Source organism: Mycobacterium sp. E2733 (assembly GCF_001667585.1).
In the GTDB taxonomy this organism is placed as follows: Bacteria; Actinomycetota; Actinomycetes; order Mycobacteriales; family Mycobacteriaceae; genus Mycobacterium.
Genome location: NZ_LZJZ01000020.1, coordinates 76,092 through 101,213 on the forward strand (window position 1 = coordinate 76,092; position 25,122 = coordinate 101,213).

Consider the following 25,122-nt stretch of genomic DNA (forward strand, 5'->3'; position numbering starts at 1 on the left):
CGTAACCGGCGATCTTCTGGGTAAGCACCTGACAATGCAGAAGTCACAAGCCGGCGAAGAGCACAACATCGACATCGTCCGCGAATACATGGAGATTTCCTACACTCCCGGCCGTGCCAGCGCACAAGCCGTTTCCCACCTGTGCGCCCCGCACAATCGCTTCATCGCACCGACCACTTTTCCGGGGATCCATACGCTCGAGGAATATGCCGAGGACCACGGTCGGCTCATGGAGCAGGTCAACGATCTCCACATCGTGACCTTCGACGTCTTGTTCGCCGACACCGATCGAGTTTGCCTGCGCTATAGCGCCGAGGGTGCGCACCGCGGTGCACCGCACGGAGAGATCCAGCCGACCGGCCGGACGGCGCGCTGGTCGGCGGCCGCCCTGTTTCAGGTAGCGGACGGGAAACTCGTCGAATTCATCAAGGAGTGGAACAAGTTATATATGTGGGAGCAGCTGGGCTGGCCTCCCAGCGAGTGTCTGACGGCGGGCCAGGCGGCCGAAAACCGCAAGTAATCGCCCAAGGTGATGGCACGGAAGCGCTATTTCAGGTCGACTGACTTCCCGGTGGCGGCCGCATAGCCGGCTCGATAACCGAAAACCATTGCGGGCCCCAATGTTCCGCCGGCTCCGCCGTAGGCGCGTCCGGTCACCCCGCCCATCGCATTGCCGGCGGCGAAAAGTCCCGGTATCGGCTCACCCCCGACATGCAGCACGCGCCCGTCGCGGTCGGTGCGCGGGCCGCCCTTGGTGCCCATCGCGCCGATGCACACCGGCACCGCGTAGAAGGGGGCGGTGTCGATCGGTCCCAAAGTTTTGCCGGCCAGTGTGGTCGCGCTGTCGTCGCCCCAATACCCGTCGTAGGCGCTGGAGCCGCGCCCGAAGTCGGGATCGGCGCCGCCGGCCACGTTTCGGTTCCAGGTCTCGATGGTGCGGATCAAGCCGTCCGCGTCGATGCCGGTCTTGGCGGCCAGCTCGGCCAGGTCCGCCGACTCACAGAACCAGTCCGGCACCGGCTGTCCCGGTTCGATGCCGAGGAATCCATAGCGCTGCAAGTGAACTGAATCGAACACCATCCATCCACGGTCATTGATGTACCCGCCGCGGGGATCGAGGTAGTGGAAAGCCCCGGCCATGGAGTTGTAGTCGCACGCCTCGTTGACGAAGCGACGGCCCGCCGAGTTGACGATGATGCTCCGTGGCCGGGTTCGTTCCAGCCGTACGCTGCGGCTGCGAGGCTTGCCTTCGATGGTGTCGCCAGGAATCTGGACGATCGGTACCCACCAGGCCTCGCCCATGTTGGCCAGGTCCGCGCCGTGCGCCATCGCCATGCGCAGGCCGTCCCCGGTGTTATTGGGCGGCGAGACCGCGCCGTGCATCGGGCCACGCAGAAAAGCTTGTGCCAGAGCGGGATCCCATTCGAAGCCGCCGGTGCCCAGGATGACGCCGCGCCGGGCGCGAACGTTGATCGTGCGTTCCTGCAGGCCGATCCGCACGCCGGTGATTTCTCCGTCCTCGGCGATGAGTCGTTCGGCGCGCGCGTTAATGTGCGGGGTGACGCCGGCATCCAGCAGTCCCTTGAGGAGCCCCGCGATCAGCGCGGTACCTGCGACGCACAGGTGGCTGGTTCGTTCGTCGATCGCCGCGTGCAGACGGGCCCGGGTCTCGGCGTCGAATCCCACGTTGGACCAGTCGGCCGGAAACGACGTGATCTGAGTGGCCCACTCGCCCAGCTGGGCCAGGTCGTAGGGAGCGGCGCTCAGCGATCGGCCGCCGGCCGGCTGGCCTCCCGGCAATTCGGGCCGATAGTCGGGGAACCCGGTGGCGATCTCGAAGCGCAAACCGCTGTGTGCCTCGACGAAGTCGAGCATCGCCGGGCCGGTGCGCACGAAGGTCTCGACCAACTCGTCGTCCATCGAGCCCAGGGACTGCGCACGCAGGTAGCGCAAGGCGTCGGCGGGCGTCAATTCGCCGTCGGGCGAACGGTTATGGGCCGGGATCCACACGACGCCACCCGATACCGCGGTGGTGCCACCGACGGTGCTCGCTTTTTCGATGACCTCCACCGATGCCCCGGACGCGGCCGCGGTGAGGGCGGCGGTGAGCCCGGCGCCACCACTGCCCAGCACGACGACGTCGACTTGCCTGTCCCAGGTCATGGAGTGTTATCCCTTTCAGCTCAGCAGGTCGGACAACTGCGTGGCGGCCTTGACCACCGCTTCCTTTCCGCGCATCACGACGTCTTCCCGGTGCGAGATGAGGTTGATGCAGGTCGGTGGTGAGGGGGCGGGGCGGTGCACCGCGACGGCGAGGCCGTAGGTGTTCGGCTCGATTTCCCCGTACGTGGTCACCCAGCCGCGCTCGCGCGTCCGGGTGACCAGGTCTCGCTCACCGGGGCGCGGCGGCATGCTTGCGAGCAAGGCGATTCCGGCGGCGCCGCGGTCCAGCGGATATCGACTGCCTTCGTGGAAGGACAGTTGGTACGCCACATGGCTCGGCACGATGACCGCGATGGCCACCTGCTGGTCGCCCTCGGCGATGAGTAAGGACACCGTGGTGCCGAGTTCGTCGGCCAGCGCGCGCAGCGTCGGAAGGCTGACTTGACGCACGTTGCGGTCGAATGATGCGCCGAGAACGGCGAGGCCTGCCGCGGGTCGATAGCGCCCGTCCTCCCCTTTGGCCACCAGGCGAAAATCCGCCAGCGTCGTCAGCAGTCGATAGGCGATCGTGCGATGCACCCCGACCTGGTCGGCGAGCTGTTGCACGGTGAGCCCGCCGGGGGCGTCCGCGACCATTTGCAACGCGGTCAGTCCCCGGGCCAACGTCTGCGAACCCGAACTCGTCACAGCCTTGACAGACCCACATCCGAGGTCGAAGCTCTATATATAACGCACATTAACGTGCGATATTAGCACACTCGGTTCGTGAAAAGCGAGAACAAGATTTTCCTTGGGCCAGAGAGGAACCGTGGCGGAGTTCGAGAGCATCTGGAGCGATCTCCAGGGCGTCGCGTTTGAGCAGGGCTACCTCGATGCCGGGGGAGTGCGGACCCGCTACCTGCGGGCCGGCAACCCGGGTAAGCCGGTGCTGGTGCTGTTGCACGGCTCCGGCGGCCACGCCGAGGCGTACGTCCGCAACCTGGCGGCGCACTCCGAGCATTTCTGGACCTGGTCGATCGACATGCTTGGTCACGGCTACACCGGTAAGCCGGGCCACCCGCTGGAAGTCCACCACTATGTCGAGCACCTGATGGCCGTCCTGCACACCATCGGCGTCAATCGCGCCAGCATCAGCGGTGAATCGCTGGGCGGTTGGGTGGCTGCCCGCGCCGCCATTGATCATCCCGACGTGGTCGACCGGCTTGTCCTCAATACCGCCGGCGGCTCGCAGGCCGACCCGGTCGTGATGAAGCGGATCATCACGCTATCCATGGCGGCCGCCGAAGACCCGACCTGGGAAACGGTGCAGGCGCGGATCAAGTGGTTGATGGCCGACAAGTCCAGGGGCTACGACGACCTGGTCGCCAGCCGCCAACGCGTCTATCGCCAACCGGGATTTGTCGACGCCATGCGCGACATCATGGCCCTGCAGGATCCCGAGATTCGGGCGCGCAACATCATCGGCCCGGACGAATACGGTGCGATCACCGCGCCGACGCTGGTGCTGTGGACCAGCGACGACCCCACCGCGGACGTGAGCGAGGGGCGCCGCATCGCGTCGATGATTCCGGGCGCCCGCTTCGAGGTGATGCCCGGCTGCGGGCACTGGCCACAGTACGAGGACCCCAAGACCTTCAATCGGTTGCATCTCGACTTTCTGTTGGGGCGGTGATGGTCGACTCGGGGCGCGAGCCGGCAGGAATCGACACCGACGTCGTCGTGGTCGGTGCGGGCCCGGTTGGCCTGACGTTGGCGAATATCCTCGGCCTGCAGGGCATCCGCACGGTGGTGGTCGACGAGCGTGACACGCTGATCGACTATCCGCGCGGGGTGGGGCTCGACGACGAGGCGCTGCGGACGTTCCAGTCGATCGGGCTGGCCGATCGCGTCGTGCCGCACACGGTGCCCAACCAGATCCTACGGTTCGTCGACGCCAAGCGGCGGGTGCTTGCCGAAATGGCACCGCCCGATGCGCGCTTCGGCTGGCCGAAGCGCAATGGCTTTGTGCAACCGCTCGTCGACGCCGAATTGCTGGCCGGACTAGAGCGATTCGAGCACGTCGAGGTGCGGTGGGGACGTCCGATGGTGGCATGTCAGGACGACGCCGACGGCGTGACCGTCGCTCTCGGGGGCGGGCGTGACCGCGAAATATCCAGCCTGAGAGCGCGTTACGTGGTCGGCTGCGACGGCGGTCGAAGCATGACCCGCCGCATGATGGGTGTGTCTTTCGAGGGGACGACATCGTCAACGCGCTGGCTGGTGGTCGACATCGCCAACGATCCGCTCGGTCACCCCAACAGCGAGGTCGGCGCCGACCCCGAACGACCCTATGCCTCGATCTCGATCGCGCACGGAATTCGCCGGTTCGAGTTCATGATTCACGCCGACGAGACCGACGAGCAGGCCGAAGACCCGGCATTCCTGACGCGGATGCTGGCCCGGATGGTGCCGCATCCCGACCGCGTCGACGTGATCCGGCGCCGGGTATACACCCATCACTCGCGAATCGCCGGCGCGTTCCGGAAGGGTCGGCTGTTGCTGGCCGGGGACGCCGCGCATCTTATGCCCGTTTGGCAGGGGCAGGGTTACAACAGCGGCATCCGCGACGCGGCCAATCTCGGTTGGAAGCTCGCCGCGGTCGTCAGCGGCCGCGCCGACGACAAGCTGCTGGACACCTACGACATCGAGCGGCGCAAGCACGCGCGGGCGATGATCGACCTCTCCACCATGGTGGGGCGAGTGATTTCGCCGACCAACCGCCGGGTGGCCGGTGCGCGCGACCTCCTCGTGCGTTCGGCGTCAATTGTGCCGTCGCTCAAGCGCTATGTCCTGGAGATGCGGTTCAAGCCGATGCCCCGCTACGAGCAGGGCGCCGTCGTGCACGGTGCTCCCGGACGGGCGGATTCGCCGGTGGGCACCCTGTTCATCCAGCCCCGGGTCGACACCCGCGAGAAGCAAAATGTGCTGCTGGACGACGTGCTCGGTGACTGGTTCGCCGTGCTCTGCTGGAACAACAACCCGCGCAAGATACTGGGCGACGTCGCCTTTGCGAACTGGAAAGCCCTGGGCGCCCGGTTCATTGCGCTGCGGCCGGTAACCCAGCTGCACTGGACCGGCCACGACGATCCCGACGTCGTGGTCGTGGGGGACCGCGACGGTGCGGTCAAGTCCTGGTTCGACACCCACCAGGAATCGGTGTTGTTCCTGCGTCCCGACCGGTGCATCGCGGGTGCGTGCATCGCTCAGCGCGCCCCCTACCTGAGCGCCGCGCTCATCGACGCACTCACGCTCACGCCGCGAGGGGGTGATCCGCAAAGTGGCACTGGCTCTGTGCTGTATGTCGCACAGCCCGCTCCTGAATCTTCCGGGGCCGTCGCGGGACCTGCTTGACGACATCGAAAACGCGATCGCCGATGCGCGACAATTCGTCGCCGACTATGACCCCGAACTCGTCGTCGTCTTCTCCCCGGATCACTACAACGGCTTCTTCTACAAGGTGATGCCGCCCTTCTGTATCGGCACCAGCGCCAACGGAGTTGGTGATTATGGCACCCATGCCGGCCCGCTCGACGTTCCGGAGCAGCTGGCCACCGAGTGCGCCAAAGCCGTGCTCGACGCGGGGGTCGACGTCGCGGTTTCGGCCTGCATGGATGTGGATCACGGGACCGTTCAGCCGCTCGAGAAGCTGTTCGGTGCAGCCACCTCCCGCCCGGTGATACCGATTTTCGTCAACGCCATCGGCGTCCCACTGGGGCCACTACACCGTTGCCGGGCGCTCGGCGCCGCCGTTGGCAGCTATCTGGCCAACCTGGACAAGCGGGTCCTGGTGCTGGGATCCGGTGGGCTGTCCCACAGTCCACCGGTGGCGAGATTGGCGACCGCACCGCCGGCGGTGCTGGAGCGGATCGTGCACGGTCGGCCGATGACGCCGGAGGAGAGGCAGGCGCGGCAGGCGGCCGTGATCGATGCGGCCAAGAGCTTCGCCGCCGGCGGGAGCGAGCTGCAGGCACTGAACCCGGTGTGGGATCAGCGGTTCCTCGAGGTCATCGACGGCGGCTGGCTCACCGAACTCGACCAATGGTCGAACTCGTTCGTCGCGCACGAGGGCGGCAGCTCTGCCCAGGAGATCAGAACCTGGGTCGCGGCATTCTCGGCGCTGGCGAGCGCGGGGCCCTACGAAACCGTGGGGCGCTACTACAAACCGGCCGCCGAACTGATCGCCGGGTTCGCCATCAGAACGGCGGTGCCGAAATGACAGGGGCGGTGGACGGCTTCGACCACCTCGTCGACGTACTCGTCGTCGGGTCGGGCGGCGGAGGCATGACGGCCGCCCTGGCCGCCCACGCCGCCGGGCTGGACGCGCTGGTCGTGGAGAAGTCGTCGTTCTTCGGCGGTTCCACCGCTCTGTCCGGGGGCGGCATCTGGGTCCCCGGCGCGCCCGCGCAGCGCCGGGAGGGCTACATCCCCTCCCCCGAGGGCGTCATCGAATACTTGCAACGAATCACCGACGGACTGGTCAGCGAGGCGCGGATACGGCAGTACGTCGAGTCCGCACCGAAAATGCTCGAATTCCTCGAGCGGCTCTCCGACTGGTGTGAATTCGTCTGGAAGCCCGGCTACGCCGACTACTACCCGGAACTGCCCGGCGGATCCGAACTCGGCAGCACGATCAACGTGCCGCCCATCGACCTGCGGAAGCTGGGCCCCGACGAGCACAAGCTTCTCCAGCCGCTGGCGCTGGCCCCCAAGGGAATCTGGTTGGGGCCCAAAGACCTCCGGATGTTCTACCGCATCCGGCAATCGTGGGCCGGGAAAGGCGTGCTCCTCAAGCTGATTTCGCGGATGGTCCGGGCGCGGCTGTTCGGCGAAAGGATGGCGGCGATCGGACAGTCACTGGCCGCGCGGCTGCGGCTGACCATGCGGGAACGCGGCATCCCGCTATGGCTGGACTCGCCGATGACCGAGCTGATCACCGACCCCGACGGAACGGTGACAGGCGTGTCGCTGGAACGGGGTGGTGAAACGCAGCGGATCGGTGCGCGTCTCGGCGTCATCCTGGCGTCCGGCGGCTTCGACCACGACCTGGCCTGGCGCAGGGAGCTGCTACCCGTAGTGGATCAGGACTGGAGCTTCGGCAACCCCGCCGCCATGGGCGACGGCATCCGGGCGGCGCAAAAGATCGGCGCAGCAACCGATTTGCTCGACGAGGCGTGGTGGTTCCCCGCCATTCAATGGCCGGACGGACGCATGCAATTCATGCTCAACGAACGGATGATGCCTGCGCAGTTCATCGTCAACGGCGACGGCAAGCGCTTCATCAACGAGGCGGCGCCCTACATGGATTTCGGTCACGCCATGATCGACGGCCACAGATCGGGGGTTACGCACATCCCCTGTTGGCTGCTCACCGACCACAGGTCATGGAATCGCTACGTCATCGGCGGCCATCTGCCCATACCGAAAATTCCGGGAGCGCCGGTGCCCACCGGCCGCAAGCTGCCCGCGGCGTGGCTGGAATCGGGTGTGGTCAAAGCGGCGATGACGTGGGAGGAAATGGCAGGCAGGATCGGCGTCCCAGCGCACAATCTTTCCGAAACCGCCAGGCGCTTCAACGAACTCGCCCGCAAGGGGCACGACGACGATTTCAACCGCGGCGACAGCGTCTACGACAACTACTACGGCGATCCGACACTGCCCAACCCGAACCTCTACCCGCTCGGCGATCCGCCGTACTACGCATTCCGGATCGTCCTGGGCGACCTCGGGACGTCGGGCGGCCTGCGTACCGACGAATACGCGCGGGTGCTACGGGACGACGACACCGTGGTGCCGGGACTGTACGCGGTGGGTAATACGTCCGCGCCGGTGATGGGGCGGAGCTATGCCGGCGCGGGGGCGACGATCGGCCCCGCGATGACCTTCGGCTTCGTCGCGGCGAATCACATTGCCGCACATGCCGCGAATCGAACCCTTAATTCTCATAGGAGGTAAGAATGAAAGTTTCGCTGTTCTACGAGTTCGCCCTACCGCGGCCCTGGGCGCCCGACGACGAACACGTCATGATGCAAGACTGCCTGGACGAGGTCGAGGCCGCCGACAAGGCGGGCTTCTCCACAGTCTGGCTGACCGAGCACCACTTCCTCGAGGAGTACTGCCACTCGACGGCACCGGAAATCTTCTTGGCCGCGGCCAGTCAGCGGACCAAGAACATCCGGCTGGGCTTTGGCATCATGCACCTGCCGCCCGTGGTCAATCACCCCGCCCGGGTCGCCGAACGCATCGCCACGCTCGACCTGCTCTCCAACGGCCGCGTGGAGTTCGGCACCGGAGAGTCGTCATCCGTCGGTGAACTCGGTGGATTCAACATCGATCCGGCCGACAAACGCGCGCAGTGGGAGGAGGCCCTCGAGGTCTCGATCCGTTGCATGATCGAGGAGCCGTTCACGGGGTTCAACGGCGAGCACGTCCAGATGCCGGCACGCAACGTCGTTCCCAAGCCGCTCCAAAAGCCGCATCCGCCGGTCTGGGTCGCCTGCACGCGCCCGGCGAGCGTGCAGATGGCCGCCCAGAAAGCGATTGGCGCACTGAGTTTCGCCTACACCGGCCCCGGCCCGCTGACCGAGCGGGTGAACGGATACTACAAAGAGTTCGAAGAGAACGGCGTGCCCGTCACCCCGCGGATCAATCCGAACATTCTGGCCATCGGCGGCGACCTGTCGATGATGGTCGCCAAGTCCGACGAGCAGGCGCTGCAACGGCTGGGGCAGGGCGGCGGCTTCTTCTCGTTCGGGATCATGCACTACTACATGACCGGCGTGCACACCCCCGGGCGGACCGGAGTTTGGAAGCGGTATCTCGAAGAGGTCGAGAAGGATCCGACGCTGGCGTACGGCCCCGGGCGGGGCGCGATCGGTTCTCCGGCCACGGTGCGGGAATTCCTGCGCGGTTACGAGGAAAGCGGCGTCGACGAGATCATCCTGCTGCTCAACCCGCGCAGCCACGAGGGCACCATGGAATCCATCGAGCTGATGGGTTCCGAGGTGCTGCCCGAGTTCATCGAGCGCGACGCGAAAGCGGTGGCCGAGAAGGCTAAGCGGTTGGAGCCCGTCATCGAGAAAGTAGAGGCGCGGCGGCCGGCATCGACGGCGCCGCAGTTCGACGAGCATTACTCGTTCGGTGGCCTGCCGACCGGTCGGGGCGGTAAATTCACCGCCAGCGAGATCCCCGAAGCCATGGCGGAGATCAACGAGGGCCGCGTCCAGGCGGCACAGCGGTTGAAGGAACAGCAAGGCAAGTGACACCGAAAGCCGGTTGAGTCTTGGAAGAGATCGACGAGCTGTGGCGCTATGACGGCCGCCGCGCGGTGGTGACCGGCTGCGCGTCGGGCATCGGCGAGCACGTCGTGCGCCAGCTGACGGAGCTGGGGGCCGAAGTCGTCGGACTCGACAAACGTCCGCCCGCTCTCGAAATCAACGACTTCCACGAGGTCGACCTCGCCGATCAAGGATCCATCGACGCTGCGGTCGCCGCAGTCGACGGGGACGTCGACGCGCTCTTCAACGTCGCCGGCGTCTCGTCGGGTATCGGAAATCCGCTACTGGTCGTCACCATCAATTTCCTTGGGCTGCGGCATATCACCGAGGCGCTGATTCCGAAGATGCCGGCGGGGTCGTCCATCGTGAGCGTCTCTTCGCTGGCGGCCGCGGGGTACCGCGACCATCTCCAGGCGGTGGCGCCGCTACTGAACACCACGACCATGCAGGAAGGCATCGAATGGTGCCACGCCCATCCCGACGCGCTGGCGGGCGGCGGTTATCAGTTCTCCAAGGAAGCGATCATCCTCTACACCATGCGAAGCGCCACCCGCCTTGGCGGGCGGGGGATCCGCATCAACTGCACCGGTCCCGGGGTGACCGAGACCCCGATCCTCGACCAGCTTCGGACCGCGTACGGGCAGGCGTTCCTTGACGACATACCCAAGCCCCTGGGGCGGGTGTCCGACCCCGCCGAGCAAGCCTCGGCCCTGCTCTTCCTGAATAGCCGTGCAGCCAGCTATATTTCGGGCCAGGTGTTGTGGGTCGACGGCGGGAACGTGGCGGCTGCCATCGCCTGCGAACTCGAGAAAGGAGCGCCGTGGCCAGCGTGACCGACTTCCGCCGGGCCGCCCGCGAAGTCTCCAATTGGGGGCGCTGGGGCGCTGACGACGAGCTGGGCACGCTGAACTTCATCACCGCGGAGAAGGTTGCCCAGGCCGCCGGCCTGGTCCGGCACGGCAAGGTGTTTCCGCTCGGGGTGGACTTCGGCTCGTCAGGTCCGCAGGGCGCCTTCGGGTTCCGGCACAATCCGATACACGTGATGACGGTGGACGGTGGCGACGCCAACTCGCTTCCCCGGTACGGACCGGGGTGGGAACGGAACCCGACGGCGGCGCAGATGGGTCCGTACTTCGTCGACAACCTCTTCCGCTTCAACGACGACATGATCATCATGCCGCTGCAGGCCGCCACCCAGTGGGACGCGCTGTCGCACGTGTACTACGAGGACAAGCTCTACAACGGTTTCTCGGCGAGTTCGGTCACCAGCCTGGGGGCCTTCCATCTCGGAATCGAGAAGGTCGACGGCAAGGGCATCACCTCGCGCGGCGTGTTGCTGGACCTGGTCCGCCATCGCGGCGCCGAGGTATTCCTGGAACACGGAAACCCGATCAGCCCGGAGGAATTGGATGACGTGGTCCGCGCACAGGGCGTAACCATCGAACCCGGCGACATCGTCCTCATCCGGACCGGTTGGTGGACAAGGTTTCTCATGACCGGGAACAAGACCGAGCTGTACTCGGGAGTGGACTGGCGATGCGCCTCGTGGCTACACGATCACGACGTCGCGGCGGTCGCCTCCGACAACCTGCAGGTGGAAGACCCGGTGTCAAGTGTCGACGGAGTGTTTCTGCCCTTCCACCTGCTGACGCTGCGTGACATGGGAATGATGCTCGGCGAGTACTGGGACCTTGCCGCACTGGCCGCCGACTGTGCCGAGGACGGGGTCTACGAGTTCCAGCTCGTCGCGCCGCCCCTGAGGTTCGTTGGGGCAGTGGGCTCACCGGTTAATCCCATAGCGATCAAATGATGCAGATGCAGCGCAGAACCACGACGGTCGACGGGCTGGTCACCAGCTATCTGGAAGCGGGCGACGGCGACCCGCTGGTACTGCTGCACGGCGGCGAGTTCGGTGCGAGCGCCGAACTTGGCTGGGAACGCAACATTTCCGCACTCGCCTCGCGATACCGAGTGCTGGCGCCGGACCAGCTTGGCTTCGGCCAGTCGGCGAAGGTCATCGATTTCGTCGACGGGCGTGGGATGCGGATCCGGCACGTGGCGCGGTTCTGCGAGTTGCTCGGCATCGACTCGGCGCACTTCGTGGGCAACTCGATGGGTGCCATCAACCTGCTCACCGACGCCACCTCGGCGACACCGTTGCTGCCCGTCCGCAGTCTGACGATCATCTGCGGGGGCGGCGAAATCCAGCAGAATCAGCACTTCGAGGCGCTACAGCAATACGACGCGACGATGCCGGGCATGCGGCGCATCGTCGAGGCCCTGTTCCACGACCCGGGTTATCCCGCCGATGACGACTATGTGCGGCGCCGCTATGAGTCGAGCACCGCGCCGGGAGCGTGGGAGGCCGTCGCCGCGGCCCGGTTTCGTCGCCCGGGGGCCGCGCCGCCCGCCACGGCCTCGAGCACCCGACCCTACGAGCGCATCACCGTGCCGACGCTGGTCGTCGAGGGGGGAGACGACAAGCTCCTTCCGGCCGGGTGGGCCGCGCAGGTCGCCAAGGAAATCGACGGCGCGCGTTCCGTCGTGGTCGACAAGGCCGGCCACTGCCCGCAGATCGAGCAATCGGCGGCGGTGAATCAGCTGCTGCTCGACTTCCTCGCCGCCGCGGTCTAGAAAACGTAGTCCAGGCGGGTCTGCATGCCGGCCTCCTGGTGATAGGTGTTGTGGCAATGCAGCATCCACATACCCGGATTGTCGGCCACCAGTACGGCGGCCAGCTTCTGCTTGGGCAGCACCATGAGGGTGTCCTTGCGAGCACCGGGGCTGCCGTCGGCCTTGATCAGTTGGAAAGTGTGGCCGTGCAGGTGGATCGGGTGATACATCATCGTGGTGTTGTCGAACGTGATGGTGGGCCGTTCCCCCTCCCGGACGTGCAACGGCTCCGTGGCGCTGTAAGGCTTTCCGTTGATCGTCCAGTTGTATTGGGCCATGTTGCCGCCCAGTACCACCGGTAGGTCGAGGCCGGGCTGGGGCCGGCCCAGGTTGACCGGCGTTGTGGCCGTGAACATTTCCACCGTGCCCACCCGTCGGTTGAGTTCGGGCGGTTGAAAGCCTGGGTCGGATGCGCTGCCCGACCCGGTCGACAACAGCGCCCGCGCCACGGCATTTTTTCCTTCCGCGAGTGCGACCAGCGGGAAAACGCCGTCGGCCGCGGTCACGATGACGTCGTAGCGCTCCGCCATGCCGATGAGCAGGGCGTCGACTTGGACCGGTACCACCGGGTATCCGTCGGTATGGGTGACGGTCATCGAGTGGCCGCCCAGCGCCACCCGGAACGTAGTGTCGGAGCCGCTGTTGATGAAACGGATCCGGATGCGCTGGCCGGGCTTCGCGCTGAAGGTCATAGGAGCGGCGGGAATTCGGCCGTTGACCAGATAGTAGGGGTAAGCGATGTCCCCGGCGTCGCCGCCCAGCAGATCACTCCTGCCGACGGCCCCGGCCGTCGGGGTGGTCGGACTGCTCGGCGTGGTGGGGCTGGTCGACGTCGTCGAGGTTTCGCTGGTGGACGAGGTCGTCGTGGTCTCATTGGTGGCCGAGGTTGTCGAGGTCTCAGCGGTCGTCGTGGCCGTCGTCGAAGTGGCCGGCGTGGTCTCGGGAGTGCTTGGCGGCGCGGGCTTGTTCGGGCTGGTCAGCTCGGTGTAGAGCTGCTGCGGCGATTTCCCGACGCCGTCCGTCCAATCATCAAGAACCACAATCCATTCGGCGTCAAAGTTGCCCTCGGTTGGGTCATCGACGATGACCGGCAGGTATAGGCCCATGTCGGCGTCCAGACCGGTGTGCGGATGGGCCCAGTAGGTGCCCGAATTCGGGACCGAGAACCGGTAGGTGAAGTCCTGGCCGGCAGGGATGTTCGGGGTGGCGGGGGCGGCGCCGTCCATGTCGTTGCGCAGCGCGATGCCGTGCCAGTGCAGCGACGTGGGACGGTCGAGCCGGTTAGACACGGTCACCACAAGCTCGTCGCCGATCCTGGCCCGGATCGGCGAGCCGGGGATGGTGTTGCCGTAGGCCAGCGTGCGGACGACCGGTCCACCCAGGTCGACCTGGACCTGCTGGGCGGTGAGGCTGGCGGTGACGGTGCGGCCGCTATGCGGCCGGGCGGCCTCGGCGGCGGCGATGGCCGCCGACATCTGGGCGCTGCCTGATAGCGGGGGCTTGGACTGACTGCAGGCCGCCAGCGCGAATCCCCCCGCGATGCCGGCGGCCATGAATCCCCGTCTGGTGAGGCGCGTTCTGTCGAAGGGCGCATCGCTGGTGGGTAACCCGGGCATCGATCGCTCCTCGTCTCGTCCTCGACTCACCCCATTGTCTTATACCGCGCCGGGGCGTCGGCGGAGCGCAATCGCCAACCCCGAACCCGAGGCGAACTGGCCTCCGCTCAGACGGCGGCGCCGCCGCCGTCAACGTGCAGCGTCGAGCCGGTGACGAAGCTGGACCGAGGAGAGCTCAAAAAAAGGACCGCCTCGGCGATCTCCGACGCGAATGCGGTGCGCCCGAGCGGCAATGCTCGTCCCAGCTCTTCGTTGACGTCGCCCCATTCCGCCGCGACCCCGAGCGTGCGGGTGGGGCCGGGCGCAACGCTGTTCACCCGCACCCCGGACGCCCCGAACTCGGCGGCCCAGGTGCGGGTGAGTGATTCCAACGCGGCCTTGGAGGCGCTGTAGCCCGACGCGCCGGGGATCCCTTTGAACGCTGCCATCGTGGTGACGTTGACGATGCTGCCGCGCCGGCGCTGCAACATTCCCGGAACCAGGCCAGCGACCAGGAAGTAGGCGCCGCGAACGTTCGTGTCGAACATCGTCTCGAAGGTCGCCATGCCCTGTTCGACAGTCAAAGCCGACGGAAAGCTGCCGGCGTTGTTGACGATGATGTCGACCTCGCCGCACTGCTGCACAAGCGAATTCACGGACTCGGCGTCGGCCATGTCGGCCTGGACAAAGCGCGCATTCTTACCGATGGCCGCGACCGCTTGCAAGCCCCTGTCGTTGTTTCGGCCGGAGATGATGACCGTCGCGCCCTCGCTTGCGAGCAACCGCGCGGCTTCAAAACCGATGCCGGACGTACCCCCGGTGATCACGGCGCTGTGGTCCAACAGTTCCATCGGGGAGACCTCCTACATCCGTTGGGGCGGTCGTTTTGCGGATTGAGGATGAGCTGTGCGGCGACCACGGGTCTTGTCAGCACCGGTAGATCTGCTCGGCAGAGGCTGAGGCGACGCCGAGTTCGGCCGCCACCGCATCAACGGCTCGCCGGGCGACGTCGAGGTCCACCCGGCCGTCGCGGGTAAAGTCTGGCGCGATGTAGCGCTGGTAGTGTCGTTGCACCTCTGCCCGCGTCAGCCGGTCCAGGAACGATGCCAGGTAATCGACGGCGAGGCCTGGCCGGTCGGCAAGCGTCTGCAGGGCGCGCCGGTTGGCCCGCACCACGGCCTGCACCGCGGGGCTGTCAACCTGAAGCCGAGTCGCGTCCACCGCCACTCCGACGGTCGGGATCTGGAAGTGATCTCCCACCCACGCCAGAACGTGAAAACCCTCTTCCTCGGCGACCTGCTCGGGTGCGAGGGTGCTGCCGACGTAAGCGGCATCGATGGAATGATCGCGCAGCCTTCGCAAATCCATCTGGTAGTCGCCCGGGGCGCGCACCACACACTCCAGGTCCCTATCGGGGTCAATGCCGCAGCGGCGCAGCACGATTCGCGCGAAGCAACCGGGAGCGGTGTGCGCCGCATGTACCGCCAGTCTGCGTCCGCGCAGGTCCGCCATGGACGTCACGCCGGCGCCGCCGAGGAACCAGAACAACGGACGGTGGGTGTTGACGCTCAACACCGTCCACTCGATGCCGTCGGTCAACCGCGATAAGACGGCGCGTCCAAGCCCGATCGTCGCGCAGGAGCGTAGGCGCTCTGTGTCCCAGGCGATTCCGTCTCTCACGGCGACGTGGACGCCTTCGTCTTCGAAGTAGCCCTCCTGATCGGCGACGTAGGCGATGAGCTCTTCGTGAATGCCGCGCCCGACGTAGGCCAAGTCGATCGTGTGCATGGGGTGATCAGTCCATCGCAAGGCCGCCGTTGACCGGCAGGTAGTGGCCGGTGGTGAAGCCGGAGTCCTCGCTTGCCAGGAACGCTATCGTGTGGGCGACCTCGTCCGGGGTCACCAGCCTTCCCATCGGGGCGGCCTCTCCGAGCTCATGCATCCGTTCGGGTGTGAGTTGTCGGGTCACCGTCGTTCCGCTGACGGTGGCCGGTGCGACGAGATTGGCGGTGATCCCGTGGGGTGCCAGCTCGAGCGCAACATAGCGGACGAACTGGTCCAGGGCGGCCTTCGCCGTTCCGAGGGCGATCATGCCTTCGCGCGGTCGGCGGGACAGCCCGGTGCTGAGAAAAATCAGCCGGCCATAGCCGCGGGAAATCATGCCCGGCACAACCGCCTTCGTCAGCGTGTACGCGGCGTGCAGCTCCGCATCCACCTTGCCGCCAAGCTGCTCCCAGGTGAGGTTGGCGAAGGAGGTGACGGCGAACGGTATCAAGGCGTTGTGCACCATTACGTCCACGCCGCCCCAGCGCTGTGCGATCCCGTCGGCCATGGCGGAGACCTCACCCGGCACGGTGATGTCGGCCTGAACCGCCACGGCGTCGCCGCCGGCCGAGGTGATGCCGGCGACCACCTCCTCGGCCTGTGGGCCGCTCGCGCGGTGGTTGACCACCACCCGAAGCCCGCGTTCGGCAAGGACCCGCGCCGTCGCAGCGCCGATGCCCCGGCTGGCCCCGGTGATCAACGCCACCCTTGGCATTGCTGTCGCCTCCCCTTCAGCGCGCCGGCAGGCTAATGCGCGCCGCTGGGTGCCCGAGAGGCCATCCAGTCGCTGAAGCGGGTCGGGTAGATCGTCGGATCCTCGCTGTCCAGTGGAACGATGGTGTGTTCGTCGAGCCCGGTGCCGAAGTAGCTGGCCGTGGGGTCTCCCACTACCTGACGGCGGTCACCGGATGCGGTCAGGGCGGCCCTGATGAAGTCGTCCATGCCGCGCTTCTCGGGGCCGGCGATATTGGTGATGCCGTTGGTCGGGGCGCCGACTGTCGCCTGGGTAACGGCCGCGGCGACGTCCTTGGCGGCGATGGGCTGGAACGCTCCGACCGGCAGGCGGACCGTGTCACCTTCGGTTGCCGAATCGGCGATGGCCTCGACGAATTCGAAGAACTGAGTCGCCCGCACGATCGAATACGGCTGTCCCGATTCCTCGATCAACTTCTCCTGCGCGACCTTGGCCCGCATATAGCCACTGTCCGGGGCGCGGTCGGCGCCCACGATCGAGAGCGCGACGTGGTGCCGTACGCCGGCCTCGCGCTCCGCGGCGAGAAGGTTTTTCGTCGATGTGGTGAAGAACCGCATCACGGGGTCGTCGTCGAACGACGGCGAGTTGGACACATCGACTACGGTGTGGACACCCGCTACCGCCTCGGCGAGACCTTCGCCGGTCACACTGTCGACCCCCGAGCGCGGCGACGCCGAGACCGCCTCATGTCCCAGCTCTGTCAGATTGGTGACGACCTGGGAACCGATGAGCCCGCTGCCGCCGATAACCAAGACCTTCATGTTCCGCACCCTCCCGATGTGTTGCGATGAACTGACGTTCTCAGCATCGCGTGGGCACGGGCCACTCGAACCCTTGGAAGTCCGTAGTCAGTGCGTGGTCGCTCCCCGCAGTTGCCTACGCGAGGTGATGCCGAGCTTGGCGAAGACCTTCCGCAGATGCCACTCCACGGTGTGAGTGCTGATGAACAGTTGGGCGGCGATCTCGGGATTCGTCATGCCCTCGCCGGCCAGCCGGGCAATCTGCGCTTCCTGGGCGGTCAACTCGTCTCCTGACGCGGCCGACCGTTTGCTCACCTTCTCGCCCGTCGCCATGAGCTCCCGGCGCGCGCGCTCGGCGAATCCGTCAGCTCCCATTCGCGCGAACATCTCGTGTGCGGTGTGTAACTCCGCGCGCGCGTCGACACGACGGTTGCAACGGCGCAGCCACTCCCCGTAGACCAAGTGAGCTCGGGAGAGGTGCACGGTAATCCTGGTACGCTCGAGCCTCTCGATCGCCTCGCGATAGTCCCCCTCGGACACCCGGTCGTCGCCAAGCAGTGCTCGCGACCGCGCCAACATCCCTGCCGCCCAATCGCTTTGGTTGCTGCACGCGCGATCTTCGAGCTTTTGCAGGGCGGCTTGCGCCGCGTCGCGCTCACCGCAGCGGACGCCCGCTTCGATGAGTTCGACCAGGCACCAGCCGAAAAGACCCAGATCCTCGTGCTCGCATGCTTGCCGCACGGCCTTGAATGCGTCCCCATAGCGACCAAGGCCGTTGTAAAGCACAGCCGTGGCATACCCGGTCAACCCGATCACCCGGCCCTCGCCTCGGGTGATCCCGTCCTCAAGCGCGGCCTCCATGAGCTTCACTGCCTCGGCTTCGGCACCGCGCCAGGCCGGCAATGTCAGGGAGTGATACTTCGTCGGGGCGTATCCGGTTGCGGTGGCGATACCTTCGGCCTCTTCGATAAGCGCTGCGGCCGTGGCGAACTCACCTGCCTGCACGTGCACGCCGGCGCGGTAGACCAGCGCAAGCGGCAGCACAGCCAGCGCACCTGCATCCCGGGCCAGTCGGACCGCCTGGGTGGCCAGCTGGTGCCACGCGTCGTCGTCCCAAAGCTCGTGGGCGGCGGATTCCTGCACGATGGGGAAGGCCTGCCAGAACCACCGCATCACGTCGGAATCGCCGCCTTCCGCTTCCGCGCAGATCCGGTCAATCGCCTCGCGAAGCGCTGGAGCTCCCGCGGAATGGCCGTCGGTGGCCCTGATGGCAATGCCATCGAGCAGCAGATCTACAGGCCGCGCGGGTTCGGGCCGGGCTGGTGCCGTGCGGGCTACCGCCGCAGTCATCGCAATGCCGCCGTGCGGGCACAGCCGTCCGCCGAACATCGCCGCCCCCACGGCTTCCAAGTACGTTTCCCGCGCCTGCGCGTCATCGAGTGACTCCAGGCTCTTCGCGGCATCCAGAAGCCCGACGGCAGAGTCAGATACCGTCGGCGCGCTGGCGTCGCCGCTGCGGCTCCGGGCGAACGCTATTTGTGCGCGAAGTCGCGTCACTTGTGCCCGCTCCAGTGCTTCCAGCGGCGCCGAGTCCGCGATGGTGAGTAGCTCCTCCGCGGCGTCGAACGCGGCCACGTCTCGTTTAGCTTGGGCGGCCGCGAGCGCCCTGGCTCCGCGGCGCACCGGGTCGGGTGTCAACTGGGTAGCCCGCTCTAAGAACGCGGCCGCGGCGGCGACACCGCCTCTGCTTTGCGCCCTGTCAGCAGAACGCTCGAGTTGGATGGCGACGGACTCATCGGGCCCCGGCGCGGCGACGGCCAAGTGCCACGCGTGCCGGTCGGGATCGATGTCCCGGTCGGTTGCCTCCGCCAGTGCCTGGTGAGCACGTCGGCGCTCCATTACGTCCGCGGAACGGTATGCGGCCGAACGGACCAACGGATGGTGGAATCGCACCCTGGTCCCGACGTCGATCAATCCCGCCGCCTCGGCTCCGGCCGCCGCGTCCGGGGCGAGGCCCAGCTGCTCGGCGGCGCGCAGCAGCAACGCCGTATCGCCGATCGGCTCCGCGGCGGCAGTGAGCAACAACTGCTGGGCGTGTTCCGGCAACGACCGAATCCGCCGCAGAAATGTCTGTTCTATCTGTCCGGCCAGCGGCCAGCTGTCGGGCCGGCCGAACCCGCCGGCCAGCTCCGCGGCGGTGAAGCCCTTCGGCAGTTCCAACAACGCGAGGGGATTGCCGCGCGTCTCGGCCACGATGCGGTCACGTACCTGATCGTCCAAGCGCCCGACGATGGCCGAATCCAGCAGCGCGCGGGCATCGCCGAAATTGAGGCCGCTGATCGTCAGGTCCGGCAGTCCCGCCAGGTCGTCGCCGACGTCGTCGCGCACCGCGAAGATCATCGCGGCCGGCTCGGCGACGAGGCGGCGAGCGACAAAGGCCAGCGTTTGTGCCGAGATGTGGTCAATCCATTGCGCGTCGTCGATCAGAACGAGCAGGGGCTGGCTCTCCGTCGCCGCGCCGATCAGGCTCAGCACCGCCAAACCGACCAGGAAACGATCGGGCGCCGGCCCGGCGCTGCGGCCGAACGCGATGTCCAATGCCTCCCGTTGAGGCGCCGGCAAGCGATCGATGCAGTCGAGCAGTGGTGCGCAGACTTGTTGCAAGGCGGCGAATGCGAGTTCCATCTCGGATTCCACGCCCGACACCCGGGTGGTGCGGAAGCCCGAGGCGCGCTCGGTGACAAAGTCGAGCAACGCAGTCTTGCCGATGCCGGCTTCGCCGCGCAGCACCAGTACCTGACTTTGGCCGGAGCGCGCAGCGGACGTCACACGATCGAGGGCCGCGCACTCACTGCGCCGACCCCGCAAATGTTGTGCCGGGAATGTGTTGGTCACGCACACCGCCGCAGGTAAGGGATTGCTCTCTGACCTTACCGACCCCGCTGACCGCCTGGGTGACGTGCCGCCGGGTCCTCGGCGTCCTTAAATCAATTGCTTGACTTAACGCGCTCGGCGCCGATTAACTCGTCGGGTGGTCAACGAATTGGATGGCAAGGTTGCCATCGTCACCGGCGGTGCGTCCGGCATTGGTCGCGGAATTGTGGAGCGGTTTGTGGCCGAGGGGTCGCGGGTCGTGATCGCCGACATCGAGACGGACCGGGGAGAGGAGCTGGCCGCCACGCTGGGCGCCGACGCCGCGTTTCGGCGGACGGACGTCTCCGATCCCGAACAGGTCGGGGCGCTGATCGCCACCACCGTCGAGAAGTTCGGCGGTCTGCATGTCATGGTGAACAACGCCGGCATCTCGAGCCCGCTGCGCCGACTGCTCGACGACGACCTGGCCGATTTCCACCGGGTGATGGGGGTGAACGTGCTGGGAGTGATGGCCGGTACCCGGGATGCCGCCCGACACATGGCCGAATCCGGTGGCGGATCGATCATCAACCTGACGTCGATCGGCGGCATCCAGGCGGGTGGCGGCGTGATGATCTACCGGGCATCCAAAGCGGCGGTCATCCAGTTCACCAAGTCCTCCGCAATTGAGTTGGCGCGTCACGAAGTTCGGGTCAACGCCATCGCGCCGGGCAGCATCCCCACGCCGATCCTGGCGTCATCGGCGGTCGACGTGGACCCCGATGAGCTGGCGCGGTTCGAGGCGCGGATTCGCCAGGGGATGAGTGACGACCGGCCACTGAAACGGGAGGGCACGCCGGAAGACGTCGCCGAGGCGGCGTTATACTTCGCCACCGATCGGTCCCGCTATGTCACCGGGGCCGTGCTGCCGGTTGACGGGGGGACGTCCGCCGGGAAGGTGGTCCGCCCCCGCACCGAGTCGGCTAAGAGCGGTTAGGGCGCCGTCAGGGCCCTTCCGCGGGATGCCCCGCGTGGGTTTCCAGCCGTAATTTGGCCAACGCCTCCGCGCGCTGAAAGTCTTGCACGCCGGCACTTTCCATGATCACACTGTGAGAATGCGCCAGCACGCTCAGCACCGCCTCGGTGGGTAGGTCGGGGAACTGGCGCGCCAGTACCTCGGCCGCGTTCCTCAACTCGAACAGTTTGGGATACGCGCGGTCGGCGGGCGCCGGCGGCACGACGCGGGTGACGTCTTGGGCGTGCTGCAGCACGGCGACGGTCTTCTTGCCCTCTTTGATGGGGGAATTTACGGGCGTCCAAACCTTGTAGACGAACTCGCCCGGATTCCGCCAGTCGGGAATGTCGTAGCGTTGCACTCCCAGCCAATGCCGGATCCCGCGGCGAAGGACCAACTCCAGCGACGCGGAAGCGTTGGCCACGCCGTCCGCTTCGGGATCGTCCGGGTTATCCGGGAAGACGTCGAACAGCTGGCGGCCGAGCAGGCCCTCCCGCGGGTGCCCTGACACGCGCTCACAGGCCGGGTTGACCGCGCGGATCCGGAAGTTTGCATCGGTCAACAGGTAGGGAGCCCACTTCGACTGAAACCACGCCGAGTTCTCGATCGCCGAGAGCCGGCTGGCTGACAACATCCCTACCCCCACGATGATTTACCGTCCTGACACCGCCACGTTGCCGCCGCGCAAGAAGCCATCGTGACCTACCGGGGCGGCTGGGGGCGAGGGACCTTTGTCACCCATTGGCCGCTATCTGGCACGAAACGAGTGTCACCGATCACCCGCCGCAAAATTAAATCAATCGCTTGACTTAATCGTTGGGTCGAGGTTGACTAGCCGGGTGACCACCATCGGTCGGACCGTTCGCACGGAGCGGGCCAGCTCCACCCAGGAAGCGATCCTGGTTGCGGCCGAGCGGTTGTACGCCGAACACGGCATGTTCGCGGTGTCGAACCGGCAGGTGAGCGAGGCCGCCGGTCAGGGGAACAACGCCGCGGTGGGTTACCACTTCGGCACCAAGGCCGACCTGGTGCGCGCGATCGAACAGAAGCACCGTGGGCCCGTCGAGCAGCTGCGCGAGCAGATGGTCGGCGAGCTACTCGAATCGGGTGGTTCCACCGAGATGAGGGACTGGGTGGCGTGCCTGGTGCGCCCGCTCACCGATCATCTCGAGGAGCTCGGCAATCCCACCTGGTATGCGCGTTTCGCGGCGCAGGCCATGACCGATCCCGCCTACTACAACATCATCGTCAAGGGTGCCCTCAGCTCGCTGTCCCTGGTTCAGGTCGTCGGGGGCATCAACCGCTGTCTGCCCGACCTGCCCACCGAAGTGCACTTCGAGCGAAACATCATGGCCCGCAACCTGTTGATGCACACCTGCGCCGATCGCGAACGCGCGCTGGCCGCGGGCGCCTCGCCACCCCAGCGATCCTGGCGGGCGGCCGCATCCGGTCTCATCGACGCGATCGTAGGCCTGTGGCTGGCGCCCGTGACGCCGTACGAGTGAAGGTTCTTCAGATGAAAGTGACTGTCGACCAAGACGTCTGCGCTTCGTCGGGAAACTGCGTGATGAACGCCCCCGAGGTGTTCGACCAGCGCGACGACGACGGTGTCGTTGTCCTGCTCAACCCCAATCCATCGCCCGAACAGGCCGACGGCGCACGGCGGGCGGCCGCGGCGTGCCCCGCGCAGGCCATTCACATCGAGGAATGACATGTCGGAAACGCTGACGAACACTTCTACCGCTCAGGCGGTCCCCGAAATACCGAATTATCCGATGCCGAGGCAGGCGGGCTGCCCGTTCGCCCCGCCGCCGGGCGTCATGGCGCTGGCCGAAGCGCGACCGCTGTCCCGGGTCCGCATCTGGGACGGCAGCACCCCGTGGCTCGTCACCGGCTACGAGCAAGTGCGGGAGCTGTTCTCGGACTCGCGGGTCAGTGTCGACGACCGGCTGCCCGGGTTTCCGCACTGGAATGCCGGCATATTGTCCACCGTGCACAAGCGTCCGCGGTCGGTCTTCACCGCCGACGGGGAAGAGCACACCCGATTTCGGCGCATGTTGTCGAAACCCTTCACGTTCAAGCGCGTTGAGGGATTGCGTCCGACCATCCAGCGGATCACCGACGACCACATAGACGCGATGCTGGCCGGGCCGCGGCCCGCCGACGTGGTCACCGCGTTGGCACTGCCCGTCCCGTCCCTGGTCATCAGCCAGCTGCTCGGAGTTCCGTACGAAGACGCCGACATGTTCCAGCACCACGCCAACGTCGGGCTCGCGCGTTACGCGACGGGTGAAGACACCGTCAAAGGCGCCATGAGCCTGAACAAGTACCTCGCGCAACTGGTCGAGGCCAAGATGGAGCACCCGGCGGAAGACGCGGTTTCCGATCTCGCCGAGCGGGTGAAGGCCGGCGAACTCAGCGTGAAAGAGGCCGCCCAGCTGGGCACCGGGCTGCTGATCGCCGGGCACGAGACGACCTCGAACATGATCGGACTCGGGGTGCTCGCGCTGCTGGTGAACCCGGACCAGTTGGCAGTCCTCCGTGATGCCGACGATCCCAAGGTCGTCGCCAGCGCGGTCGAGGAATTGCTGCGCTACCTCAGCATCATTCAGAACGGCCAGCGCCGCGTCGCGCTCGAGGACATCCATATCGCCGGGGAGACGATCCGCGCCGGCGAGGGCATCATCATCGACTTGGCGCCGGCCAACTGGGACCCGCACGCCTTCGCCGAACCCGACCGGCTCTACCTGCACCGCTCGGGAGCCGACCGCAACGTCGCCTTCGGCTACGGGCGGCATCAGTGCGTGGGGCAGCAGCTCGCCCGCGCCGAGCTGCAGATCGTCTACCGCACCCTCTTTCGCCGCATACCCACGCTGGAACTGGCGATCCCGGTCGAGGACGTGCCCCTCAAAGACGACCGGCTCGCCTACGGCGTCTACGAACTTCCGGTGACCTGGTAGCCCCCAGGTCACTACTCTGAAAAATGCCGATCCGAATGGAGGGTCAACGATGACGACTCACACCAGCACAGTTTCGCTCTACCCACCCGAAGGATTCGGCGCCCCGAAGGACCGGCGCGGCCACGCCTCGGGCGCGGACGTCGGCCTGCCGGCGGGAACCGTGGTTTTCTCCGCGGACAACCACATCTCTTTGGCGGACGACATTTTCTATCAACGCTTTCCGGACGACCTCAAGGACAAGGCGCCGCGAATCTGGTACGAGGACGGCGCCTACCAGGTCGGCCGCAAGGGGCAGTCGTTCCTGCCGGGTGACTTCAGCGCGGTGCTGATGCAGTACGACGACCTGCCCGGCGCCGCGAGCACCAACATCGAGGCCCGCATCCAGGAACTGCACGATGACGGGGTCGACAAGGAGTTGGCCTTCCCGAACGCGATTTTGGCGCTCTTCCACTACCCGGACAAGGATCTGCGTGAGCTGGCGTTCCGCATCTACAACGAGTACATCGCCGAACTGCAGGAGCGCTCCAACGGCCACTTCTACGGCGCGGGCCTGATCAACTGGTGGGACCCTCGGGGCACGCGCAAGACGCTGGAAGAACTGAAGTCGTTGGGGCTCAAGACCTTCCTGATGCCGCTGAATCCCGGCAAGGGCGACGACGGCAACCCGATCGACTACTCCAGCACTTCCATGAGGCCGGTTTGGGACGAGATCGAAGCCGCCGGTCTTCCGATCACGCACCACATCGGGGAAACGCCGCCGAAGAGCCCGACGGAGTTCAACAGCGTCGTCGTCGGGATGATGATCAATATCGACGGCTTCCGGGAGACCTTCTCCAAGTACATCTTTGGCGGCATCCTCGACGATCACCCGGGCCTGCGGATCGGTTGGTTCGAAGGCGGCATCGCCTGGGTTCCGTGGGCCCTGCAGGACGCCGAGCACCTGGTGGCCTCGTATCAGCACATGTTCAATCGCCCCTTGCAGCACGACGTGCGGTACTACTGGGACAACCACATGAGCGCGTCGTTCATGGTCGACCCGCTCGGGTTGCAGCTGATCGACAGGATCGGCGTGGACAAGGTCATGTGGTCCAGCGACTACCCGCACAACGAAAGCACTTACGGCTATTCGGAGAAGTCGCTGGCCGCCGTGGTCGATGCCGTCGGACCCGCGGACGCCGTGAAAATCGTGAGCGGCAACGTCACCAAGTTCCTGGGCCTGTAGGGACGGGGGG

Annotated in this window: 23 protein-coding genes; 14 read left to right on the forward strand and 9 right to left on the reverse strand. The window is 66.4% G+C overall.

The features are described 5' to 3' along the window. The first annotated feature begins 34 nt into the window (after positions 1-34). A complete protein-coding gene (locus A5678_RS03535) occupies positions 35-520 on the forward strand; it encodes an ester cyclase (RefSeq protein ID WP_068038469.1) in 486 nt (161 codons plus the stop codon). A 26-nt stretch (positions 521-546) separates the two neighbouring features. Here A5678_RS03535 and A5678_RS03540 read toward each other — a convergent pair whose 3' ends face one another. Both A5678_RS03540 and A5678_RS03545 read right to left on the reverse strand, forming a co-directional pair. Next, complete coding sequence (locus tag A5678_RS03540; protein ID WP_068038471.1) at positions 547-2,163, reverse strand: FAD-dependent oxidoreductase; 1,617 nt, start codon at positions 2,161-2,163, stop codon at positions 547-549. A 15-nt stretch (positions 2,164-2,178) separates the two neighbouring features. Next, positions 2,179-2,850: an IclR family transcriptional regulator gene (locus A5678_RS03545; protein WP_082945368.1), complete on the reverse strand. Its 672-nt coding sequence runs from the start codon at positions 2,848-2,850 to the stop codon at positions 2,179-2,181. A gap of 121 nt (positions 2,851-2,971) precedes the next feature. On the opposite strand from A5678_RS03545, the gene A5678_RS03550 reads away from it, so the two are divergent. Genes A5678_RS03550 through A5678_RS03585 form a run of 8 tightly spaced genes read left to right on the forward strand, consistent with a single transcriptional unit; the run spans position 2,972 to position 12,110 of the window. Continuing rightward, positions 2,972-3,835, forward strand: a complete 864-nt coding sequence (locus tag A5678_RS03550; RefSeq protein ID WP_068038474.1) for an alpha/beta fold hydrolase — start codon at positions 2,972-2,974, stop codon at positions 3,833-3,835. Continuing rightward, on the forward strand, positions 3,835-5,553 hold the full coding sequence (locus tag A5678_RS03555; protein ID WP_068038477.1) for a bifunctional 3-(3-hydroxy-phenyl)propionate/3-hydroxycinnamic acid hydroxylase: 1,719 nt from the start codon (positions 3,835-3,837) through the stop codon (positions 5,551-5,553). Before A5678_RS03550 ends, A5678_RS03555 begins: the two co-directional genes overlap by 1 nt. Next, entirely contained in the window at positions 5,501-6,418 is a 918-nt protein-coding gene (locus A5678_RS03560; protein ID WP_068038480.1) for a 3-carboxyethylcatechol 2,3-dioxygenase, read from the forward strand. The genes A5678_RS03555 and A5678_RS03560 overlap by 53 nt, the downstream gene beginning before the upstream one ends. Positions 6,419-6,426: 8 nt before the next feature. After that, positions 6,427-8,154: an FAD-binding protein gene (locus A5678_RS03565; RefSeq protein ID WP_197502023.1), complete on the forward strand. Its 1,728-nt coding sequence runs from the start codon at positions 6,427-6,429 to the stop codon at positions 8,152-8,154. Positions 8,155-8,156: 2 nt separating this feature from the next. Next, on the forward strand, positions 8,157-9,461 hold the full coding sequence (locus A5678_RS03570; RefSeq protein WP_068038485.1) for an LLM class flavin-dependent oxidoreductase: 1,305 nt from the start codon (positions 8,157-8,159) through the stop codon (positions 9,459-9,461). A 20-nt stretch (positions 9,462-9,481) separates the two neighbouring features. Then, a complete protein-coding gene (locus A5678_RS03575) occupies positions 9,482-10,309 on the forward strand; it encodes a coniferyl-alcohol dehydrogenase (protein WP_068038488.1) in 828 nt (275 codons plus the stop codon). Continuing rightward, the gene (locus A5678_RS03580; RefSeq protein ID WP_068038490.1) at positions 10,297-11,286 is read left to right on the forward strand and encodes a cyclase family protein; all 990 of its coding nucleotides are present in this window, start codon (positions 10,297-10,299) and stop codon (positions 11,284-11,286) included. The genes A5678_RS03575 and A5678_RS03580 overlap by 13 nt, the downstream gene beginning before the upstream one ends. Next, entirely contained in the window at positions 11,286-12,110 is an 825-nt protein-coding gene (locus A5678_RS03585; RefSeq protein ID WP_068038821.1) for an alpha/beta fold hydrolase, read from the forward strand. The genes A5678_RS03580 and A5678_RS03585 overlap by 1 nt, the downstream gene beginning before the upstream one ends. On the opposite strand, the gene A5678_RS03590 is transcribed toward A5678_RS03585, so the two are convergent. From A5678_RS03590 to A5678_RS03615, 6 genes are all read right to left on the reverse strand, one after another. Next, positions 12,107-13,765, reverse strand: a complete 1,659-nt coding sequence (locus A5678_RS03590) for a multicopper oxidase family protein (protein ID WP_068038492.1) — start codon at positions 13,763-13,765, stop codon at positions 12,107-12,109. The two genes, A5678_RS03585 and A5678_RS03590, sit on opposite strands and share 4 nt — an antisense overlap. A gap of 107 nt (positions 13,766-13,872) precedes the next feature. Next, entirely contained in the window at positions 13,873-14,595 is a 723-nt protein-coding gene (locus tag A5678_RS03595) for an SDR family NAD(P)-dependent oxidoreductase (protein WP_068038495.1), read from the reverse strand. 76 nt (positions 14,596-14,671) lie between these two features. Beyond that, complete coding sequence (locus A5678_RS03600; protein ID WP_068038498.1) at positions 14,672-15,532, reverse strand: ABC transporter substrate-binding protein; 861 nt, start codon at positions 15,530-15,532, stop codon at positions 14,672-14,674. 7 nt (positions 15,533-15,539) lie between these two features. Next, the gene (locus A5678_RS03605; protein ID WP_068038501.1) at positions 15,540-16,283 is read right to left on the reverse strand and encodes an SDR family NAD(P)-dependent oxidoreductase; all 744 of its coding nucleotides are present in this window, start codon (positions 16,281-16,283) and stop codon (positions 15,540-15,542) included. A gap of 32 nt (positions 16,284-16,315) precedes the next feature. Then, on the reverse strand, positions 16,316-17,083 hold the full coding sequence (locus tag A5678_RS03610; RefSeq protein WP_068038504.1) for an SDR family oxidoreductase: 768 nt from the start codon (positions 17,081-17,083) through the stop codon (positions 16,316-16,318). An 87-nt stretch (positions 17,084-17,170) separates the two neighbouring features. Next, positions 17,171-19,930, reverse strand: coding sequence for a LuxR family transcriptional regulator (locus tag A5678_RS03615; protein WP_068038824.1), 2,760 nt, complete (start codon positions 19,928-19,930; stop codon positions 17,171-17,173). A 163-nt stretch (positions 19,931-20,093) separates the two neighbouring features. Between A5678_RS03615 and A5678_RS03620 the strand changes: the two genes are divergently transcribed. Then, positions 20,094-20,912 carry an SDR family NAD(P)-dependent oxidoreductase gene (locus A5678_RS03620; protein WP_068038507.1) on the forward strand — a complete coding sequence of 273 codons (819 nt, stop codon included), beginning with the start codon at positions 20,094-20,096 and terminating at the stop codon, positions 20,910-20,912. Between the two features lie 7 nt (positions 20,913-20,919). On the opposite strand, the gene A5678_RS03625 is transcribed toward A5678_RS03620, so the two are convergent. Further along, positions 20,920-21,564 carry a PAS domain-containing protein gene (locus A5678_RS03625; RefSeq protein ID WP_068038510.1) on the reverse strand — a complete coding sequence of 215 codons (645 nt, stop codon included), beginning with the start codon at positions 21,562-21,564 and terminating at the stop codon, positions 20,920-20,922. 205 nt (positions 21,565-21,769) lie between these two features. Here A5678_RS03625 and A5678_RS03630 point away from each other — a divergent pair, with 205 nt between their 5' ends. The 4 genes from A5678_RS03630 (at position 21,770) to A5678_RS03645 (ending at position 25,112) form a co-directional block, all read left to right on the forward strand. After that, the gene (locus A5678_RS03630) at positions 21,770-22,435 is read left to right on the forward strand and encodes a TetR/AcrR family transcriptional regulator (protein ID WP_068038513.1); all 666 of its coding nucleotides are present in this window, start codon (positions 21,770-21,772) and stop codon (positions 22,433-22,435) included. A gap of 11 nt (positions 22,436-22,446) precedes the next feature. Beyond that, positions 22,447-22,641 (forward strand): ferredoxin, encoded by a 195-nt coding sequence (locus tag A5678_RS03635; protein ID WP_068038826.1) that lies wholly within the window; start codon positions 22,447-22,449, stop codon positions 22,639-22,641. 1 nt (position 22,642) lies between these two features. Further along, entirely contained in the window at positions 22,643-23,890 is a 1,248-nt protein-coding gene (locus A5678_RS03640) for a cytochrome P450 (protein ID WP_068038515.1), read from the forward strand. 160 nt (positions 23,891-24,050) lie between these two features. Beyond that, complete coding sequence (locus A5678_RS03645) at positions 24,051-25,112, forward strand: amidohydrolase family protein (protein WP_197502024.1); 1,062 nt, start codon at positions 24,051-24,053, stop codon at positions 25,110-25,112. Positions 25,113-25,122: the final 10 nt, after the last annotated feature.

Bases quoted from the DNA above. Each gene is read 5' to 3' on its own strand.
- A5678_RS03535 (WP_068038469.1), top strand. From the start codon at position 35: ATGCAGAAGTCACAAGCCGGCGAAGAGCACAACATCGACATCGTCCGC.
- A5678_RS03540 (WP_068038471.1), bottom strand. From the start codon at position 2,163: ATGACCTGGGACAGGCAAGTCGACGTCGTCGTGCTGGGCAGTGGTGGC.
- A5678_RS03555 (WP_068038477.1), top strand. From the start codon at position 3,835: ATGGTCGACTCGGGGCGCGAGCCGGCAGGAATCGACACCGACGTCGTC.
- A5678_RS03560 (WP_068038480.1), top strand. From the start codon at position 5,501: ATGTCGCACAGCCCGCTCCTGAATCTTCCGGGGCCGTCGCGGGACCTG.
- A5678_RS03570 (WP_068038485.1), top strand. From the start codon at position 8,157: ATGAAAGTTTCGCTGTTCTACGAGTTCGCCCTACCGCGGCCCTGGGCG.
- A5678_RS03585 (WP_068038821.1), top strand. From the start codon at position 11,286: ATGCAGATGCAGCGCAGAACCACGACGGTCGACGGGCTGGTCACCAGC.
- A5678_RS03590 (WP_068038492.1), bottom strand. From the start codon at position 13,765: ATGCCCGGGTTACCCACCAGCGATGCGCCCTTCGACAGAACGCGCCTC.
- A5678_RS03595 (WP_068038495.1), bottom strand. From the start codon at position 14,595: ATGGAACTGTTGGACCACAGCGCCGTGATCACCGGGGGTACGTCCGGC.
- A5678_RS03600 (WP_068038498.1), bottom strand. From the start codon at position 15,532: ATGCACACGATCGACTTGGCCTACGTCGGGCGCGGCATTCACGAAGAG.
- A5678_RS03605 (WP_068038501.1), bottom strand. From the start codon at position 16,283: ATGCCAAGGGTGGCGTTGATCACCGGGGCCAGCCGGGGCATCGGCGCT.
- A5678_RS03610 (WP_068038504.1), bottom strand. From the start codon at position 17,083: ATGAAGGTCTTGGTTATCGGCGGCAGCGGGCTCATCGGTTCCCAGGTC.
- A5678_RS03625 (WP_068038510.1), bottom strand. From the start codon at position 21,564: ATGTTGTCAGCCAGCCGGCTCTCGGCGATCGAGAACTCGGCGTGGTTT.
- A5678_RS03635 (WP_068038826.1), top strand. From the start codon at position 22,447: ATGAAAGTGACTGTCGACCAAGACGTCTGCGCTTCGTCGGGAAACTGC.
- A5678_RS03640 (WP_068038515.1), top strand. From the start codon at position 22,643: ATGTCGGAAACGCTGACGAACACTTCTACCGCTCAGGCGGTCCCCGAA.